This is a genomic window from Mucilaginibacter sp. A3364, from assembly GCF_059690715.1.
Genome location: NZ_JCAWED010000001.1, coordinates 2,199,991 through 2,219,537, shown reverse-complemented (window position 1 = coordinate 2,219,537; position 19,547 = coordinate 2,199,991). Strand labels below are relative to the sequence as shown.

The following is a 19,547-nucleotide window of genomic DNA, read 5'->3' as shown; positions in this document are numbered from 1 at the left end:
TTAAAATCCAAAATTTAAACCTAACGAATAGGTCTTCAGGTTAGGGAATGACGCACCGTCAACACCTTTTTCGTAAATACTGCCGTTGCTAAACTCCGGATCAAGACCTTTATATTTGGTAATGGTTAGCAGGTTTTGGGCAGATACGGTTAGCTGTAACCTTTCAAAGCCTATCTTTTTAACCAACCTGGTAGGCAGGTTGTAAGTAATGCCAATGTATTTCATACGGGCAAAGCTGCCATCCTCTAACCAACGATCGGTATCGCCGCGTGAGTTTGTGGTTGATGCATAATAAGCACGCGGTACGGTGGTGTTGGTGTTGGTTGGCGTCCATGGCTGTATGCCTGCTGTATAGTTTGAGTTATCGTCAAACCTTTCAACCAAACTACGCGGACCGTTATAAACCGTAGCACCTACTGATGCAAACCAGTCCATCGAAAACTCAAAGCCTTTGTATGATGCGTTCAGGTTTAAACCAACCTCATACTTAGGCCATGGGTTGCCCACCACAACTTTGTCATCGTTGGTAATTTGTCCATCGCCATTGTTGTCTTTATAGCGGATGTCGCCCGGTTTTGAAGCCGGTTGTATAACCTTACCTGCGGAGTTTTTGTAATTATCAACTTCAGCCTGGCTTTGAAATAAGCCATCAGTTTGCAGCATATACCACATACCTATTGGCTGGCCCTCTTCGGTTACGGTATTGCCTACAAAAGTTTTGTTTTGGGTAAAGCCCAAATCAAATACCTTGTTACGTACGGTGGTAAAGTTTAAGCTACCGCCATATTTAAATGCGCTTCTATCTTCACGATAGGTCGCCGTAAACTCGAAACCACTGTTTTGCAGCGATACACCATTTACACGCGGGTTACCGCTTGAACCTGTTGTATATAGCAACTGGTAGTTAAGCAAAACGTCTCTGGTTTTGGCGATGTAGTATTCGGCGCTAAACGTTATTTTGTTATCCAGTATGCCTACGTCGAAACCATAGTTTTGTTGTTGCAGGGTTTCCCAACGTAAGTTATCGTTAGCTAACACAACGTTGGTTGCACCGGTTTGTACAGTTTGTCCCGGGCCAAATACTACGGTAGAGTTTGTATTGATGAGCGTATTGTACTCATACGCGTTAATGTTGTTACTGCCTACGTTACCATAGCTGGCGCGAATTTTCAAATCGTTTATCAAATTTGATTTGAAGAATTTCTCTTTACTTACACGCCATGCTGCCGATACTGATGGGAACGTTCCGAATTTGTAGGCAGGGCCAAACAATGATGAACCATCTACCGAGATAACACCGTTTAACAGGTATCTGTCATCGTAGTTATATTCAACCCTTCCAAAATACCTGATCAGGTCGTTACGGCTTTTTGATCCGCCTGTTTGTGGTTCGTTACCGTTGTTTAAAACATCATAATAGGTATTGGTACTAGGGTTATATAAAATATTACGCTTGGTACCGGTTATATTTGCCGATTGTGTGCGTTGGTATGACTGACCCGCCACAGCGTTCACCGTATGCTTGCCAAAGCTGTTGTTAAACGATAGCGTATTTTCTATCAGGGTGTTGATGTACTCGTTACGATTTTCGTTAAGTATGGCCGGGTCAAAAGGTTGGTTCAATGTCCAGTTACCTTGTTTCCGCAGGTTTTTACCATGATCATAGCTATTATCCAAACCTAAGTTTAAGCGGTATTTTAACCATGGGGTAAATTGTAATTCGCCAAATAAGTTACCACGTATACGGGTGTTTTCGTTAATAGTATTATTCAGGTCGGCTAGCGCTACGGGGTTAGTACCAAACGTACGTGCTTTCTGTTCGTTACCATAACCATAACCGCCGGGGTTAGCCGCGTCAAATACCGGTATGGTTGGCAGCATACGCAAAACCTCGTTTATAGGGTTGCCATTCACCTCGTCAACTTTGTAACGGGTGATAGCAATGTTTTCGCCAATGGTGAAAATGCCTTTTTTGCCTTGTGTATTTACACGTAAACTTAAACGGTCAGATTCGTTGCTGATCACTGTTCCTTTGTTACCAAAGTAGTTTGCCGAAACAAGGTATCCGCCGCCCTGGTTGCCGCCCGAAAAGCTTAAGTTATAATCGCGCATGTTACCTGTACGGAAGGTTTCATTTTGCCAGTTGGTGTTTACACCCAGGTTTAATTGCTGGCGGGCTACGCCTGCATTATCATAGGCCATAAAGTTTAAGCGGGCAAACTCGTCAGTTTCGGCAAGTTTATAACGGGGAATGGTTTGTATGCTTGATTTACCCGAAAACTCAATTTTCATCGGGCCGTCTTTACCTTTTTTAGTTGTGATGATAATTACACCATTCGCTGCTCTTGAACCATAAATAGCTGCTGCCGACGCATCTTTTAATATCTGCACGGTTTCAATATCTGCAGCGTTAAAGTCGCGGTTGGCGGTTGATATCATACCGTCAATTACATACAGCGGGTTAGTGCCTGATAAGTTTTTTATACCGCGGATCTGGATCTGCGCTTCAGAGCCCGCACCACCACCGCTACGTACTTTAATACCTGTAGCCTGGCCCTGTAAAGCCTCGGCCAGCGTGTTGGCCTGCCTTTTCTGGATATCCTTGGCTTTTACTACCGAGATGGCGCCGGTAAGATCTTTTTTCTGTTGAGTACCATAACCTACCACAACCAGTTCATTCAACTGCACCGTGCTGTTTGATAGCTTGGTATCTATAGTTTGGCGGCTGTTTATCTGCACCTCTTGTGTACCATAGCCTACAAACGAGAATACCAGCGTGCCATTAGCCGCTGCGCTGATAGAATATTTACCGTTAATATCGGTTACTGTGGCTGTATTGGTTCCCTTAACAGATACATTTACGCCGGGTATGGTCTCGCCATCATCGCCGGTAATTACACCGGTTACGGTGCTTTGGGCAGATGCATTAAACGCGAATAATAAAAACGCGCCCAGGCAAATGAGTAGTTTAAACGGAGAGAGGCCCGTCCTCGTCCGCAGAGGTAGGGTCGCATCGAAACACGACAGTCCCTCTTCATGGTGAAGTACTTTTCTTTTCATATTGGTTTTAAGTTTAATATTGGATGTTGCTGGGCGGCAGGACGCCGGTTTTCAGCACCTTTCAAAGATGAAGGGCAGTGGCTTTGGGCCTATCTAACTTTTGTTTCAATAATTATAAATTGCGTCTCAATTTTTAAATCCTTGGGCAAAAGGTTAGTTAATACGATTAAAATGCTTCACTTTTAGCTTAACTTTAATAAACCTCCAGTTTAACCTGATTTTGTGAGATACCTACATTTAACAGCCATGTTATTGTGCTGCCTGTGCCGTTTGGCCGTGGCCCAGCCGTACTATTTTACCCATTACCAGGTTGAAAACGGGCTGTCAAACAACACCGTGGTTTGTAGTTTGGTTGATAAAAAAGGCTTTGTGTGGTTTGGTACCAAGGATGGGCTTAACCGTTTTGACGGGTATAATTTCAAAATTTTCCGCAAGGAGCAGGGTAACCCTTATAGCATCGGCAATAACTCTATTTCATCCTTATACCAGGATTCAGCAGGTTTATGGGTTGGTACAGAGCAGGGGCTATACCGTTATAATCATGATACCGAGAAATTCTATCGTTTACCAACTCAGGGGCTCGGGCCAATTCAATCTATATTAAAAGACAAAAAAAATGACCTGTGGTTTGTACAAGGTGGTGACCTGTATAAGTTCACTTCCCAAAAAAAACTTGTCGTTTATCCAGATCAGTTTGATGCCACCACGCTATGTATGGCCGATGGCGATGTTTGGGTGGGCCATTATCGTGGCTTGCTTCAAAAATATGAGCCGGTTACGGAGAGCTTCACATCATTTAAAGTTGCCGACCAGGGTTGGATAGATAAATTATATCATGATACACCGGGCAAAATGTATATCGGTACTTCGGGCAGAGGGGTTAAAATTTTCGACACTAAACTTTGCAAATACACCGATGTTATTAATCGCCAAAATGCCGGCGTTGAAGTGTTTGCGCGTGATTTTGTGCGGCTCTCTGCTAACGAAATCTGGGTAGCTACCGAGACGGGTTTATTTATTTATAACGAGCAGACCAATAAGTTTATCAATCTAAGGAAACGTTACAACGACCCATACTCGCTTTCGGATAATGCGGTTTACACCCTTTGCAAAGACCATGAAGGGCGCATATGGGCGGGGACTTATTTTGGTGGGGTTAATTACTTCCCCGCGCAGCATACCAACTTTGAAAAAACCTTTCCCAAAATTGGCGAAAACTCCATCAGCGGCAACGCGGTGCGCGAAATATGTACAGATTATAAGGGCGACCTGTGGATAGGCACCGAAGATGCCGGCTTAAATAAACTGGATAAACGCACCGGGAAGTTTGTGAATTATCACCCGTTGGATGGGCGCTCAAACCTGGCCAACTCCAACATACACGGATTACTTGCTGTAGGCAACGAACTATGGATAGGCACGTTTGAACACGGGCTTGATATTATGGACCTGCGTACCGAAAAGGTAGTACGTCATTACAGTGGCGGCGTGGAACCTGGCAAGTTAAAAAACAACTTCATTTATTGCATGTATAAAACCGCTAACCAAAGCGTGCTTGTAGCAACGGCGGCAGGTTTGTATAAGTATAACCGGCCTAAAGACGAGTTTGAGGTAATGCCGATACCGTCGCGGGCTTTTTATACCGCTTTAACTGAAGACAGCCGGGGAGATATCTGGGCCGGTACGTATCGCGATGGTATGTATTGTTTTAATTTTAAAACAGGTAAAACGCTGCCTCTTCCGGGTCTTAAAGGCATAGTTGGCAGCAGGGTTACCGGCGTTATAGAAAGCACCGATCACCTGATCTGGATCACTACAGAATCCGGGTTGTTTAAATGCGACCGGTGGGGTAAATTGATCAAACATTATAACAGCAAAACCGGCTTGCCAAGCGATATGCTTTACAGTTTGTTGGAAGACAACCAGGGCCAGCTTTGGATAAGCTCTTCAAGAGGTTTGGCCGCATTTAATATGCGTACCGAAAAAGTAAAGGTCTTCGATAAATCCAATGGGCTGCTTACCGACCAATTCAATTACAATTCGGCCTACAAAGCCCCCGATGGAAAATTCTTTTTTGGTTCGGTAAAAGGAATGATCAGTTTTGATCCCTCTAAATTTACGCGAGATACTTTTGTACCACCGGTATATATAACTGGTTTCCAGGTTCATAACAAGGAATTGAATGTTTATCAAAAAGGATCGGCGCTTACCCGGTCAATCATTTCTACCAATAGCATTACGTTAGATTATCGTAGTTCTACCATCAGTCTTGATTTTTCTGCGCTGAGTTATACTTCTCCCGGATCAATAGAGTACGCCTACAAAATGGAGGGGCTGGATCAGCAATGGACCTATATCAAAAAGAACAGACGGGCATTTTTTACTGAACTTCCACCGGGCGATTACGTGTTTAAAGTTAAAGCATCAAACAGCAGCCTGGATTGGACAACCGGCGAAACCAGCCTGGCTATACAAATTGTGCCCCCGTTTTGGAAAAGCTCATGGGCATATTTATGCTATTCTGTTTTGATCGTATCCTGTGTAGTAATTATCAGCAGAAGCTACAAAAGGAAGCTGGAGCTACAGCATCAACGTAGTCGCGAAAAATTTGAGGCCGAAAAGGAAAAGGAGATATACCAGGCAAAAATTGATTTTTTCACCAATGTCGCGCACGAAATACGTACTCCGCTCACCCTGATAAGGGCACCGATGGATAAAGTAATTAAACGCGCTGCCGAACTGCCGGATATTGAAAAAAGCCTGCAAACCATGGACCGGAACACGCAACGTTTACTATCGCTCACCAACCAGTTACTTGATTTTAGAAGTACCGAAACGCAGGGCTTCTCATTAAACTTTGTGAAGGTTAATGTGGCAGCCCTATTGCGGGAGATATGGGGTAATTTTCATCCCGCTGCCGAGCATAAAAACCTTAAATACCAGATAGTGTTACCAAAGAAAGCAATTCAATTAGCATATGTGGATACCGAAGCTTTCACCAAAATAATAAGCAATCTGTTGGATAACGGTATCAAGTATGCCAAAAGCGAGGTGGTATTAAAGCTTAGTGCAGTAAACGAGGCAGAAGACAAATTTGAGATAGCCGTGAGCAGCGATAATAAACCTCTTTCGGCAGAACAACGTAAAAGAGTGTTCGAGCCGTTTTTTAGGCGGGCCGAAGATGTACATACACCGGGCACGGGCATTGGTTTAGCAATAGCCCTTGCACTTACCGAATTGCATGGCGGCAGTTTGACAATTGCCGAACCGAAGGATGGCTTTAACACTTTTGTTTTAAAACTGCCGGTACACCATTTATTTGAATTTAACCTGGAAGGCAAATGGAAAAAACGATGACGATGACCTCAGAGAACAGTAATGAATTGTTGGAGCGGGCAACCATATTGGTTATTGATGACAGCGAAGAAATACTGGATTTGCTGGTTGATGATTTTAACGACAAATACACGGTTTTAACCGCATTAAGTGCCGAACGTGGTTTAGGTATCCTGCAAGAACAAATAGTTAATCTCATCATCAGCGATGTAATGATGGATGGTATTGATGGCTTTGAACTTTGCCAAACATTAAAATCAAGCTTCGAGTTTGGGCATATTCCCATTGTGTTGTTAACTGCCAAAGATACCTTGCAATCAAAAATTACCGGCCTGGAATTAGGTGCCGATGCCTATATTGAAAAACCTTTTTCATCAGAATTTTTGCAGGCACAGGTAGAGAGTTTGTTAAAAAACCGAAGTAAGCTTAAGCAATATTTTGCCCGTACGCCATTGGTACACATCAAAACCATAGCGCACTCCAGGCAGGATGAACTGTTCCTGGATAAGTTAAATGATCATATCCTGAAAAATCTGCATAATAAAGATCTTGAGGTGGAAGACCTGGCAAGTATGATGAACATGAGCCGCCCTACTTTATACCGTAAGATCAAGGCCATATCAGACATGTCGCCCAACGAACTGATAAACCTGGCCAGGTTAAAAAAAGCCGCCGAGTTGCTTAGCGAAGGCGAACTGAAAATGTACGAGATATCTGATGTGGTGGGCTATAGCTCGCAAACCTATTTTGGCCGTAGCTTTTTAAAACAGTTTGGTATGCTACCATCCGAATATATATTGAAAAAGTGATTTTGAGACAATTTTTGGAAAGAATGAAACGAAAGTTGGATTAGGTCAACCGGGCTACGGGTTACATTTGGATCAACAATAACCAATATAACCATTATAAACGTTGGTCGCCATGTGGCCGATATTATTCCTATGAAAACGAGAAAAATACTTGCCAATACCTTACTGGTGTTTGCCTGCTTTAGTTCATTTTGCTTCTGTAAAAAATCCACCCCTAAAAATACCGAGCAACCTGTTACCCCTGTTACCGAAGAACCCGAAAAACAAACAGCCAATCAAAATTATACAGGTGGTATCCGCATAGCATGGGATTACAGTACCATGAAAAAAATATCGCAGGCAACAGGCTATAATGGTTATTCACGTTTAATTCAACTGGCGGATAAGTCATTAATTTGTACTTACGAAGCAGGCGGATCAGTAGTTGTAGTAAAAAGTACAGATAAAGGTGCAACCTGGTCGGCGCCTATAATTGTTGATGCCAAAACTAGCGATGTAAACATGGCGGTGCCTGATATTTTGCAACTAAAAGATGGATCGATACTCTGTATGTATAACCCGCGCCCTTTTAACATTGCCCCGGGACGAAACTTCGGCATACGCACCAAAAAAAGTTATGACAACGGCCTTACCTGGACTGACGGTAGATTAGTATATGAAGCCGATTACACCTTTAATAACGGTTGCTGGGAACCCGCTGCCGTACAATTACCAAGCGGTGAGATACAACTATTCTTTGCTGACGAAGGTGTATACAAATCATCCAACGAGCAAAATATCTCGGTTGTACGTTCCACTGATAATGGACTAAGCTGGTCGGCGCCACAGATCGCGAGTTTCAGGGCAGCTTTTCGTGATGGTATGCCGTCACCTTTACTGCTAAAAAATGGTAAAGACATTGTTTTTGCTATAGAGGATAATGCAGGAGGCGAGTTTAAACCAACTATCATACGCAACTCGTTAACCGATAATTGGGCGACAACAGTTTCCGCCAGCAGCGATAAACGCAGTTTTGCTTTAACAGAGAACCTCGCCAATGACATACATGCCGGTGCACCTTACATCAGGCAACTATCAACCGGCGAAACAGTTTTATCCTACCAGGGTACCGATGACCGCACTGTTGCAAGCACGACAAAGTTGGATTATGCCGAACAAAAAATTGTAATTGGCACAGACGAGGCGCGGTCATTCAATCGCAAAAGCGTACCCTTTAATATCCCCGGCAATAAATCGGGCTTGTGGAATAGCGTAAATGTTATTGAAGATGATGTGGTAATTGCCCTAACATCAACCAATGGTTTTGCCAGTAATGCTACCGAGGTTTGGATGATAAAAGGCTACGTAATCCCCCAACTTAATGCCGTAAGCCAAAAAATAACTATCGATGGCAAAACTGATGAAAGCGCCTGGGCTGCCACTTTCCCTGTTTTTGTAGGCCATAAAAGCCTGACGAATGCAAAAGCCAATATCACTTATGATAACGACAATCTTTACGTATTAACTAACGTTATGGATGCTTCTGTTAATAATGCAAGCAATACAGAAGAGGGTGATGGCATAACAGTTTTAGTAAGCGCCAAAACCCAAACCTACAGCCAGCCCGGTGCAGGGGTATTCAAAGTTTTTGTAAGTGCCAACAATAAGGTGGTGGTTAAAGAAGGCAACAACGGCAACTGGTTAACCCGCGATGCTGCTACTGTTAAAACCTTCGTCAGCACAGCAAGCAAAGGGTATACGCAAGAAATTGCTATCCCATGGATTGTGTTGGGCGGTAAGCCGGCTACCAACGCTGTCATAGGATTTAACCTGGGCCTTACCGATAACACCGGCGGCAGCTTTGCGGCTCAAAAAGAAACTATTGATTCATGCCCCGAACTAAAACCAAACGCCTGGATGACTTTGACCATAAAATAGCCTTTCATAAATGTGTTTATATAAGGGTTGCTCTGTGTATGGGGTGGCCCTTTTTTTGTATTCGGCTTTATGTAGCATTTACTTAGATAGGTACGTATCATGTTTACAACCAATTAGTATAATGATAGTCACTCCCGATCGATCCGCGAAGTTTATAGTAGTTTTTCTTTTGTTATTAATCATTGTTTCGTGTAAAAAGGGAAACAAATCATCATCTCCAGAACCTGGAAATCCATCTCAACAGGATGATATCATCAAGATACCGGTAGTTGTTCATGTAATTTATTCAAACGATCAGCTTAATGTCAGCGATGAAAAGATCCGATCTCAGATGCGGGTTTTGAATGAAGATTTCAGAATGCTTAATGCCGATAATGTTAAAGTACCGGCTGTATATAAAGACCTGGCGGCAGATGTAGGTATTGAATTTGAGCTGGCCTCTATTGATCCTAACGGCAATCCCACCAACGGCATTACCCGTACTCGCAGTAATTTGCTGGGTTGGCACGGTAGGGTAACTGCACAAAATGATACTTTAGAAAAACTACCGCTTTATCATACCAATAAAGGCGGGCATGATGCCTGGCCCCGCGATAAGTACCTTAACATATGGGTGGCCGATTTGAGCGACGGCAATGGGTTTGTAATATTAGCAGGTTACGCACAATTACCCGGCGCTCCAGCTGGTGCTGACGGGGTAGTTATTGATCCAAGGTGTTTTGGGACGATAGCTCCATTGAATCACCGCCAAACACTAGGACGCACGGCAACACATGAAATAGGGCATTGGCTAAATTTATACCATATCTACGCCCAGCCGTCTGACGAGGTAGACGACACGCCGCCAGGCTGTCAGCCTAACGCCACCGTTTTGGCCGGGCAAACTATAGCTACTTGTTTTAATGGTGGTGTATATACTAAAACAGGCCTTCAACTATCAGTAGATTGCGGGCCAAGCCCCATGACCATGAATTTTATGGATTATGTGGCCGATGAGAATATGTATATGTTTACAAGGGGGCAGAAGGAGCGAATGAGAGCATTGTTTGCAAATGGCGGAGCGAGAGAGGCCTTGTATAAGAATAATAAGCGTTAGTATGATTATGGTGCACCGGAAAGCAACAAATAACCGTCAGCGTCTTTTACCTTATCACGTTATTGATCGCGATTTATAAAGCTTGTAAAATAAAAAAGCCCCAGGCTTGGGGCTTTTGTACTCAGAGCGGGAATCGAACCCGCACTCCTTTAACGGGAACAGGATTTTAAGTCCTGCGTGTCTACCAGTTCCACCATCTGAGCAGAGCTTGTCCCGATTTTAATCGGGATGGTCTTTTAAAAATAAATCTCCTTTTAAAGAAGAAGATTTGAGCGAAAGACGAGATTCGAACTCGCGACCCCGACCTTGGCAAGGTCGTGCTCTACCAACTGAGCTACTTTCGCGTTGGTGTTGATTTTCCCACTTCGCATCCACACAAGCCATCTGCTCAATCGCGGGAGTGCAAATATAGACAGAAATTGATATTCTGCAAATGATATTTTTAAGATGAGGCAAAGAAACAGGTAATGTTATGTTGAGATGTTTTGTACCCAGCGCCAGAGTCGAACCGAAACAAAAAAGCCCGGCATTTGTACCAGGCTTTAGTTCGATTTGAATTTTTGTACACCAAACGTTACAACTTTCGAATTACTTTTTAGAGGATATCAAGCTTTTAGGGCATCTAATCGCATGAAATGTTATAGGCGACGGGAAGATTATCCAATCAAAATCTTGATTATTTCTTCTTTTCGGTGCGGACCTTTCTTACCTCGGCCGTTGTTACCGCACTGGCTTTATTACCAAAGCTATTTCGCACATAGGTCAGCACAGCGGCGATCTCCGCATCCTTCAGGTCACTATGCGCAGGCATTTCACCGGCATACAGATCTCCATTGACCTGGATCTCTCCATCCATCCCATTTAGCACTATGTTGATCAACTTTGCTTTGCTGCCCAACACTTGTTCTGTTTTGATAAGTGGTGGGATTATATTTTGAGCGCCTGCGCCATCCACCTGGTGACAGGTCTGGCAACGTTGTGTGTAGATCGTCTTGCCGCTTAATTGCTGCGCTTTTACCATCACTGGCAAAAGGAAGACCAACATCAGTAGTAGTGTGTTGCGCATCCTATTTTTTATAGGTAATACGATAGATCACACCAGCTACGTCATCTGATATCAACATGGAACCGTCGGCCAATAACAAAACATCTACCGGGCGTCCCCATGCTTTTTGAGTCGCGTCATCCAGCCAGCCGCTGGCAAAGGTTTCATAGCCCGCCGCTTTGCCATCTTTCATTTTTACCAGGCTAACCCGGTAACCGATCTTCTTGCTACGATTCCATGAGCCGTGTTCAGCAATAAATAATTGCTCTTTGTATTCGTCAGGGAACATGCTGCCGGTGTAGAATTTCAACCCAAGTGGTGCTACATGAGGCCCAAGGTTTTGAGCCGGTGCCGTAAATTCGGAAGCCTGGTGCTCGCCGCCAAATTGAGGGTCTTTAATGGTGCCACTATGGAAGTAAGGATAACCAAAATTCATCCCTGCTTTGGGGGCAGTATTTAGTTCACAAAACGGCACATCATCACCCATTTGATCACGGCCATTATCCGTAAACCACATCTCTTTTGTTTTTGGGTGCCAGGTAAAACCCACGGAGTTGCGGATGCCGGTGGCAAATGTTTCAAGTCCCGTACCATCATCATTCATGCGGAATATCCGGGCATGTCTTTCATCAGGCATACCTATATTGAACGGCGCGCCAACCGGCACATAAAGTTTGCCGTCGGGCCCAAAAGCGATATACTTCCAGCCGTGCGGCCATTCGGTCGGGAATTTGTCGTTGATCACTTCGCCTTTGCCTGGTGTTTCCAGATTTTTTTCAATGTCATTAAAGCGAGTGACCTTGCTGATCTCGGCAACATATAAATTGCCATTTTTCAAAGCCACGCCATTTGGATTGTTCATACCGGAAGCGATCTCCCAGCGTTTGTTATCTTTCACCGCGTACACTTTTCCTGATCGCTGCGTACCCACGAATAGCGTACCATTAGGCGACATGACCATCGATCGTGCGCCCGGCACTTCAGCATAAACACTGATAGAGAAACCAGCAGGCATTTTGATCTGATCAAGTGGCAGGTCTGCACTTGCTTTGGTAACGGCAGGTACCGCTTTATTTGTTTTGTATGTTGTATTACCAAGGAACACGGCGCCGCTTATGATAGCGGCTATCGGAAGTAGGTTAATGGCTTTCATAATGTTTTATTTAAGTTGATAAGCGATAATGCGATGGGTGCTAAAAGACGGCACGTATACTGTTTTGGTTTTAGGATCGTAGCTAATGTCGTTAGCCATGATACGTTTGTCGCGGGTATCCAGCAAAACTTGGTTCGTTCCATCAGCTTTCAGGTAATACAACATGCCACGATAGTTGCTGATCACATATTCGTTATCGGCAACCTTAACTATCCCATCAAGGCCGTTCTCAAAGCCGTCAGCTATTTTAGTGACCTCTTTGTTAGCATTCACTTTGTGGATGCTGGCTGCGGCTACTACGTACAGATCAGGGCCCAAAGGCAGCAATCCATTTGCGCCAGGTAAATTCTCGGCATACAGACTTACTTCATCTCCTTCAATTCTATAAACTTTGCCCGCACGCGTATCGCTTACATAAACTATCCCTTTGTCGTCTACGGCAAGATCATTCAAAGACATCGCGCCTTCAATTGGAATGCGTTTAATGACGGTTCCGTTTTTCATATCGATCAGCGCGATGCCAGAGCCTTCTTTGGTATAAAATGTACCATTGTAAATGGCAGAACCCATGTTGCTACGCAGGCCGGTAGCCCAATTGCCTCTGATGACTTTTCCATCAAGACTGAGCTGCGCCACAGTGCCTGAGCCCATACTCGAAACGTAAAGCGATCTTGTCCCTGCATCAAACAAGACAGATTCAGGGCTCTTGATGGAAACCGTATCCGATTCCCAGATCTTTTCCAGGGTATGCTGAGCGAACAGCATTGGAGAAGTGGTCAGCAGTATTGCCGATAGTAGTAACTTTTTCATATTAATTTTGAGGTTTTAGTTTAACAGGACGTGAGAGATGTGAGAAGGTAAGCGAGCCCATGCGCCATTTACCATTTTCTTTTAGGTAAACCTCGGTCACCATAAACGGGTTGATCACTTCTCTGCCGCCAACCACCGCTACCAGATCAATGTCGTTGAAAAGGATAGCCGTGTTACCAAATAGATTTACCGTGGCCGAATAAACCTCGGCTTTTTTGTACCAGATGAAGCCACCTTTAATGGTATTCAATTCCTGGGTTTTACCCCAGGTGCCGCCCATATGGACGAACGTGGCTTTATCTATAAAGAAGTTTGCCAGGGTGTCTACTTTTTTATCGGCCATCCAGCCCCATTTAGCTTTGGATAGGTCAAGTAGTTCCTGCTCCGCTTTGGTTGTAACGGGTTTGACATCTGTGGTTTGTGCCAAACTTGCTGTAACCAAAGTAACCGCTAGCAGGAGTGTGAGCATAGTTGTTTTCATATTTAATCGTTTAGTTTGTTGCTTTATATTCCTGTTCTGTTACTGGCGCACCCATTGTAGCGCCGCCTTTATCTAAATTGGGTGTTGCTACGGTATGCGACATGGGGCCGTCAGGCGAAGCACCATGCCAGTGCATCACATTTGGCGGGCATACAACAGCTTCGCCCTGACGGACGATCTGCTTGGACTTTCCTTTTTCCTGGTACCAGGCCGTGCCTGAAGTTACCACGATGAACTGGCCACCTGCATGCGAATGCCAGATGGTACGGGCACCGGGCTGAAAAGTAACCTTAGCCGCTCCGCAATTGAGGCTCGCAGGCGTCTCAAATCTTTCCACGGTAGCAGAGCCGGTGAAAAATCCGCCATTGGATGCTGTTTGTGCCCTGCCATATTGCACGGCAACAAAAAGAAAGAGCATTGTAACATAAGCTTTTTTCATAATAGCTATTAGTTATTCAATTTTCGTTCACCCAGCCACTTCACGATGGCGGGATCCCGGTGGTCAAAAAAGGCGCTGGTGGCGCTGTCAAGCGTTTTGATCAGTTCCATTTCTTCATTGGTTAGTTCAAAATCCAGGCTATCCAGGTTCTCGGCCATACGTGATTTGTTAACCGATTTGGGTATCGCCACAATGCCACGCTGTGTGAGCCAGCGCAGGATAACCTGAGCGATAGACTTGTTATACTTTTCGCCGATGCTTTTCAGCAATTCATTTTTAAAAATATCGTTCTTCCCTTCGACGAACGGTCCCCAGGATTCGATCTGCACATTATTGTCGATCATGAACTGTTGGGCCTCATGTTGCTGATGAAATGGATGCGTTTCTACCTGGTTCACTGCCGGAACGACCTCGTTATGGATGATAAGATCGATCAACCTGTCAGGCTGAAAATTGCTGACACCGATGGCGCGTATTTTGCCTTCTTTATACAATTCTTCCATTGCCCGCCATTCCCCGTAAACATCACCGAATGGCTGGTGGATCAAATAAAGATCCAGGTAGTCGAGCTGAAGTTTCTTGAGGGATTTTTCGAAGGACGTTTTAGCGTCTGCATACCCATTTGATTTAATGAAGAGTTTGGTGGTGATAAACAAATCTTCACGTGCTACGCCGCTTTTTCTGATCGCTTTACCTACCGCTTCTTCGTTACCGTAAGATTCTGCTGTATCTATGAGCCGATAGCCGGTTTCAATGGCATCAAGCACACTCCGCTCACATTCTGCCATGTCTGTCACCTGAAACACACCGAACCCAAGGATGGGCATTTCTATTCCGTTGTTTAACTTTAATGTTTTCATATTCATAGCGATACAAAAGTCAGGCCTTTTAGCGCTGTAAATAGGATACAGATTACTGGACTTTGAACCATTATTACTGATTTGGATGGCAGGATTACCGATACGGTTGATAATCACGTAAATTCGAAGAAAATAAATACTGCTATGGACGAGATCAGGAGATTTGAAACGATCAGTGAATACAATGCTTTTAATAACAATGAAACCCGGCACCCTTTGGTGAGTGTGGTCGATTTATCTAAAGCCGATCCAAGGTCTGGTTCAAAAATGTATTTTGGATTTTACATTGTATTTTTAAAAGATGTGAAGTGCGGCGACCTTATGTATGGGCGCACAACATACGATTACCAGGAAGGAACTTTGGTTTTCATGGGACCGGGCCAAGTGGCAGGTATCAACAACCCTGAGATCTATCAACCCAAAGGCCATGTGTTAGCTTTTCATCCCGACCTGATTCACGGTACAGGGCTGGGCAAGCGCACGAGTGATTTCAGTTATTTTGGTTACCAGTTCAGCGAGGCCTTACACCTTTCTGAAAAGGAAAGGCAGATCGTGCTGGACTGCTTCGCGAAAATAGATTATGAACTAGACAGAGGTGTTGACAAGCACAGTAAAAGGCTCATCGTTTCTAATATTGAACTATTTCTGGATTATAGCGTTCGTTTTTATGAGCGGCAATTCCTGACCCGCGATCATGTTACGCGTGGGGTGGTTGAACGTTTCGAAGAGTTGCTAAACGGGTATTTTATCACAGACAAGCCGCAAATCATAGGCTTGCCGGGCGTAGCCTGGTGCGCCGAGCAATTAAATCTTTCCCCCAATTATTTCGGCGACCTGATCAAAAAAGAAACGGGTAAGACAGCACAGGAGTATATCCAGTTCAAGTTGATCGATATCGCCAAAGAGCAATTGTTCGATAGCACCAAAAGTATCAGTCAGATCGCGGCTGACCTTGGTTTCAAATATCCGCAACATTTCGCCAGGTTATTTAAAAAACAAGTGGGGCGAACGCCGTTAGAATATCGTTCAATGAATTGATCAGGATGCGGGGGGGGGACTTTACGCCGTGAACTGGTCGCCATTTAAAAATCTGATACGAGTTCTGGCGAAAAAGTCTATACGAATTTAAATAAAAAACGCTCGCAAGTGTTTAGCAACTTGCGAGCGTTTGTACTCAGAGCGGGAATCGAACCCGCACTCCTTTAACGGGAACAGGATTTTAAGTCCTGCGTGTCTACCAGTTCCACCATCTGAGCAGAGCTTGTCCCGATTTTAATCGGGATGGTCTTTTAACAATAAATCCCTTCTTTGCGGAAGGGATTTGAGCGAAAGACGAGATTCGAACTCGCGACCCCGACCTTGGCAAGGTCGTGCTCTACCAACTGAGCTACTTTCGCGTTGGTGTTTTTATATTTTCCTGCCTTCGTTTTTAGCTGTGTGCCTATCTCGTTTGCGGGAGTGCAAATATAGGGAGAAATTAATATTGTGCAAATGTTATTTTTACTTTTTTGTAATGTTTTTTACAAGTCGCTGGCTTTCAAAACATCTAAAATTAAATCATTTTCAAAACCGCGACTTAAAGCATACTGCTGCACCTTGTAACGGCGTTTAAAGGCATCTCTTTCGGTAGATAGGGCAGTCTTTTTTTCGATAATGCGTTGCAAGGTGGCATAATAATCATCGCCGTCAATGGCGAGCAGCGCTTTTTTTATCAAAACATCGGGCACTTTTTTTAGTTTAAGTCCCTGTTTTATTTTGATCTTACCCCAGGCTTTCTGCCTAAACTTGCTTTGGGCGTAAGTTTTGGCGAAGCGTTCCTCATTCAAAAAGCCATCACTTATTAAGTACGATATAGTTTGCTCAACCACGTTGCTATATAAGCCCCACTCGTACAATTTGTCGCGCACTTCCTGTTGCGAACGTTCCTGATAGGCGCAATAGTGTTGGGCCTTGGCCAGGGCTTGTTTCTCATCGGTAATTTTTTGCTTTTTAGGTTCGTCCATTAAAGTCAAAAATCGTTAAAAATTCTTCTATCTACAGAAATATACTCAATTTAGTACTGTGATATTCAATAAGCACTATTCCATTTCAGAAGTAAAGCAAATTATTAATGCCGAAGGCGAGATTGTTAATGATGATAACATCAGCATTTTGCTTACCGATAGCCGCCGTATTACCACAGTTGCGGGCGGTTTGTTCTTTGCCTTAAGCGGCAGGCGCAACGGCCACGAGTTTATTGCCGAAGCTTACGCTGCCGGGGTGCGAAATTTTGTGGTAAGGCAAGGTCCTGAGCTTAAGCTTCCCGAGGCCAGTTTCCTTGTCGTGGTGGACGTGTTGACAGCCCTGCAAACTTTGGCTACCCATCATCGCGATCAGTTTAATCTGCAGGTCATAGGTGTAACGGGCAGCAATGGCAAAACCATTGTGAAGGAATGGCTGTATCAACTCATGTCGTCCAATAAAACTATTGTGCGCAATCCTAAAAGCTATAACTCGCAAATTGGGGTACCGCTTTCGGTTTGGCAGATTGACGAGAGCCATGACCTGGGGATATTCGAGGCCGGGATTTCCTTGCCGGGCGAAATGGAACGCTTAGAAGCCATTATTAAGCCATCTATCGGAGTGTTTACCTACCTGGGTACCGCGCATAACGAAGGCTTTGCCAGCACCGAAGAAAAGGTGATGGAAAAGCTGAAACTATTTAAACATTGCGAACTCCTGATCCACAATTACGATCAACTGCTTAGTTATAAAAATAGCATCCCCGCACAAAAAACATTTACCTGGAGCCGCAATTTTGAGCAAGCCGACTTGTATGTTTTCAGCGAAACGGCTATAAAACGCAACTACTATCTGCGTGCGAATTACCAGGGCAGGGAAATAGAGTGTTTGGTGCCTTTCCTGGATCAGGCGTCTATAGAGAATGTGATAACCTGCTGGGCCACCATGCTGGCCATGGGCTACGATGCTAGCGAAGTTGACGACCGTATTGAGCGCCTTACGCAGGTAAGCATGCGTTTGGAGTTGAAAACCGGCATCAACAATTGTTCTATTATTGATGATTCGTATAACTCGGATATCCAATCGCTCGAGATAGCGCTTAACTTCCTGAATCAGCAAAATCAGCATCAAAAACGGACTTTGATATTGTCTGACATCTACCAGTCGGGTTTAAATGACGATGTGTTGTATAAACAGGTGGCTGATCTTATCCGCAGTAAAAAAATAGACAAGTTTATTGGTGTGGGAGAAGCTATTGCAGCCAGGAAGGCTTATTTCGATCTGGCTGAGGCTTATTTTTACACAGATACAACGGAGTTGCTGAATAACTTATTATTACTCAACTTCAGGGGCGAAACTATATTGATCAAAGGTTCGCGCAGTTTTGAGTTTGAGCGGATAAGCCGTGCGCTGGCGCAAAAGAACCATGAAACGGTAATGGAGATCAATCTCAACGCCATGCTAAACAACCTGAACTACTATCGGTCAAAACTAAAACCCGGCGTTAAACTCATGGCCATGGTAAAGGCATTCAGCTATGGCAGTGGTACCTTTGAGTTGGCTAATATGCTGCAATATAATAAGGTTGATTATTTGGCTGTGGCTTATGCTGATGAGGGTGTTTCGCTACGCCAGGCCGGTATTAAACTGCCTATTGTGGTTTTAAATGCCGAGGAGTCTGCTTTTGAAAAGATAACCCTGTATAAGCTGGAACCGGTATTATTCAGTTTTGATCTGTATGATGAGTTTATCCGCTACGCGCAGATCAACGATATAGCAAGTTATCCGGTGCACATTAAAATTGATAGCGGCATGCACCGCCTGGGTTTTGAGCCTTACGAGATTGATATGCTATGCGATCTGCTGGAAGAAAATAAGTACATCCGTATTGTATCTGCCTTTTCGCACCTGGCTGCCAGCGAGGCTGCCGAACACGACGATTTCACCCGCGAACAACAGCGCCGATTTGAGGAAGCCTATAAGAAAATAGAAGAGGTACTGGGTTATAGTATTATAAAGCATTTGTCTAATACTTCAGGCATAAGTCGTTGGGATGTAGCGCAGTATGATATGGTTCGTTTAGGTATAGGCCTGTACGGCATTGATGCCGCCGTGCCTGCCAGCGATAGTGCCCTGCAACCTATTACCAGTTTAAAAACCAGTGTATCGCAGGTTAAAAAGATACCTGCCGGTGATACTGTGGGTTATGGTCGTAAGGGCGTGATGGTGGATGATGGCAAGATAGCTACGGTACGCATTGGATACGCTGATGGCTACCTGCGTGCCTTTGGTAACGGCGTTGGTAAAATGATGGTGAACGGGGTAGTAGTGCCAACCATCGGCAATGTATCTATGGATATGTGTATGATAGATGTTACCGGGGTTGATGTAAAAACCGGCGATGAGGTCATAGTTTTCAACCACGAACACCGTATTGAAGAACTGGCCGCGCAGATAGGCACCATACCGTATGAAATTTTAACAAATATCTCGCAAAGGGTAAAAAGGGTGTATTTTTACGAGTAATAATTTTTTGCTGA

General features: G+C 44.3%; 14 protein-coding genes and 4 tRNA genes. 6 read left to right on the top strand and 12 right to left on the bottom strand.

Features of this window, described 5'->3' with window-relative positions; all coding sequences use genetic code 11:
• Entirely contained in the window at nucleotides 1-3,060 is a 3,060-nt protein-coding gene (locus AC59JT_RS09880; protein WP_497398264.1) for a SusC/RagA family TonB-linked outer membrane protein, read from the bottom strand.
• 222 nt (nucleotides 3,061-3,282) lie between these two features.
• On the opposite strand from AC59JT_RS09880, the gene AC59JT_RS09875 reads away from it, so the two are divergent.
• The 4 genes from AC59JT_RS09875 (at nucleotide 3,283) to AC59JT_RS09860 (ending at nucleotide 10,218) form a co-directional block, all read left to right on the top strand.
• A complete protein-coding gene (locus AC59JT_RS09875) occupies nucleotides 3,283-6,417 on the top strand; it encodes a ligand-binding sensor domain-containing protein (protein ID WP_497398262.1) in 3,135 nt (1,044 codons plus the stop codon).
• Nucleotides 6,402-7,205, top strand: coding sequence for a response regulator transcription factor (locus tag AC59JT_RS09870; protein WP_497398260.1), 804 nt, complete (start codon nucleotides 6,402-6,404; stop codon nucleotides 7,203-7,205). Before AC59JT_RS09875 ends, AC59JT_RS09870 begins: the two co-directional genes overlap by 16 nt.
• Nucleotides 7,206-7,337: 132 nt before the next feature.
• A complete protein-coding gene (locus AC59JT_RS09865) occupies nucleotides 7,338-9,122 on the top strand; it encodes a sugar-binding protein (RefSeq protein ID WP_497398258.1) in 1,785 nt (594 codons plus the stop codon).
• A gap of 169 nt (nucleotides 9,123-9,291) precedes the next feature.
• Nucleotides 9,292-10,218 (top strand): zinc metalloprotease, encoded by a 927-nt coding sequence (locus tag AC59JT_RS09860; protein WP_497398256.1) that lies wholly within the window; start codon nucleotides 9,292-9,294, stop codon nucleotides 10,216-10,218.
• Between the two features lie 118 nt (nucleotides 10,219-10,336).
• Here AC59JT_RS09860 and AC59JT_RS09855 read toward each other — a convergent pair.
• The 8 genes from AC59JT_RS09855 to AC59JT_RS09820 all read right to left on the bottom strand — a co-directional run bounded on the left by AC59JT_RS09855 (nucleotide 10,337) and on the right by AC59JT_RS09820 (nucleotide 14,973).
• A tRNA-Leu gene (locus tag AC59JT_RS09855) sits at nucleotides 10,337-10,421 on the bottom strand.
• Between the two features lie 68 nt (nucleotides 10,422-10,489).
• A tRNA-Gly gene (locus tag AC59JT_RS09850) sits at nucleotides 10,490-10,562 on the bottom strand.
• Between the two features lie 332 nt (nucleotides 10,563-10,894).
• On the bottom strand, nucleotides 10,895-11,284 hold the full coding sequence (locus AC59JT_RS09845) for a c-type cytochrome (RefSeq protein WP_497398254.1): 390 nt from the start codon (nucleotides 11,282-11,284) through the stop codon (nucleotides 10,895-10,897).
• A 1-nt stretch (nucleotide 11,285) separates the two neighbouring features.
• The gene (locus AC59JT_RS09840) at nucleotides 11,286-12,416 is read right to left on the bottom strand and encodes a PQQ-dependent sugar dehydrogenase (RefSeq protein ID WP_497398252.1); all 1,131 of its coding nucleotides are present in this window, start codon (nucleotides 12,414-12,416) and stop codon (nucleotides 11,286-11,288) included.
• Nucleotides 12,417-12,422: 6 nt separating this feature from the next.
• Complete coding sequence (locus tag AC59JT_RS09835) at nucleotides 12,423-13,226, bottom strand: SMP-30/gluconolactonase/LRE family protein (protein WP_497398250.1); 804 nt, start codon at nucleotides 13,224-13,226, stop codon at nucleotides 12,423-12,425.
• Between the two features lies 1 nt (nucleotide 13,227).
• Nucleotides 13,228-13,695, bottom strand: a complete 468-nt coding sequence (locus AC59JT_RS09830) for a nuclear transport factor 2 family protein (RefSeq protein ID WP_497398248.1) — start codon at nucleotides 13,693-13,695, stop codon at nucleotides 13,228-13,230.
• Nucleotides 13,696-13,717: 22 nt separating this feature from the next.
• A complete protein-coding gene (locus AC59JT_RS09825; protein WP_497398246.1) occupies nucleotides 13,718-14,146 on the bottom strand; it encodes a cupin domain-containing protein in 429 nt (142 codons plus the stop codon).
• A gap of 8 nt (nucleotides 14,147-14,154) precedes the next feature.
• On the bottom strand, nucleotides 14,155-14,973 hold the full coding sequence (locus tag AC59JT_RS09820) for an aldo/keto reductase (RefSeq protein ID WP_497398244.1): 819 nt from the start codon (nucleotides 14,971-14,973) through the stop codon (nucleotides 14,155-14,157).
• 177 nt (nucleotides 14,974-15,150) lie between these two features.
• On the opposite strand from AC59JT_RS09820, the gene AC59JT_RS09815 reads away from it, so the two are divergent.
• Nucleotides 15,151-16,044: a helix-turn-helix domain-containing protein gene (locus AC59JT_RS09815; protein WP_497398242.1), complete on the top strand. Its 894-nt coding sequence runs from the start codon at nucleotides 15,151-15,153 to the stop codon at nucleotides 16,042-16,044.
• Between the two features lie 133 nt (nucleotides 16,045-16,177).
• On the opposite strand, the gene AC59JT_RS09810 is transcribed toward AC59JT_RS09815, so the two are convergent.
• The 3 genes from AC59JT_RS09810 to AC59JT_RS09800 all read right to left on the bottom strand — a co-directional run bounded on the left by AC59JT_RS09810 (nucleotide 16,178) and on the right by AC59JT_RS09800 (nucleotide 17,009).
• A tRNA-Leu gene (locus AC59JT_RS09810) sits at nucleotides 16,178-16,262 on the bottom strand.
• A gap of 68 nt (nucleotides 16,263-16,330) precedes the next feature.
• A tRNA-Gly gene (locus AC59JT_RS09805) sits at nucleotides 16,331-16,403 on the bottom strand.
• A gap of 123 nt (nucleotides 16,404-16,526) precedes the next feature.
• A complete protein-coding gene (locus tag AC59JT_RS09800; protein WP_497398240.1) occupies nucleotides 16,527-17,009 on the bottom strand; it encodes a regulatory protein RecX in 483 nt (160 codons plus the stop codon).
• Nucleotides 17,010-17,067: 58 nt separating this feature from the next.
• Here AC59JT_RS09800 and AC59JT_RS09795 point away from each other — a divergent pair, with 58 nt between their 5' ends.
• A complete protein-coding gene (locus AC59JT_RS09795) occupies nucleotides 17,068-19,533 on the top strand; it encodes a bifunctional UDP-N-acetylmuramoyl-tripeptide:D-alanyl-D-alanine ligase/alanine racemase (protein WP_497398238.1) in 2,466 nt (821 codons plus the stop codon).
• The last annotated feature ends 14 nt before the right edge of the window (nucleotides 19,534-19,547 follow it).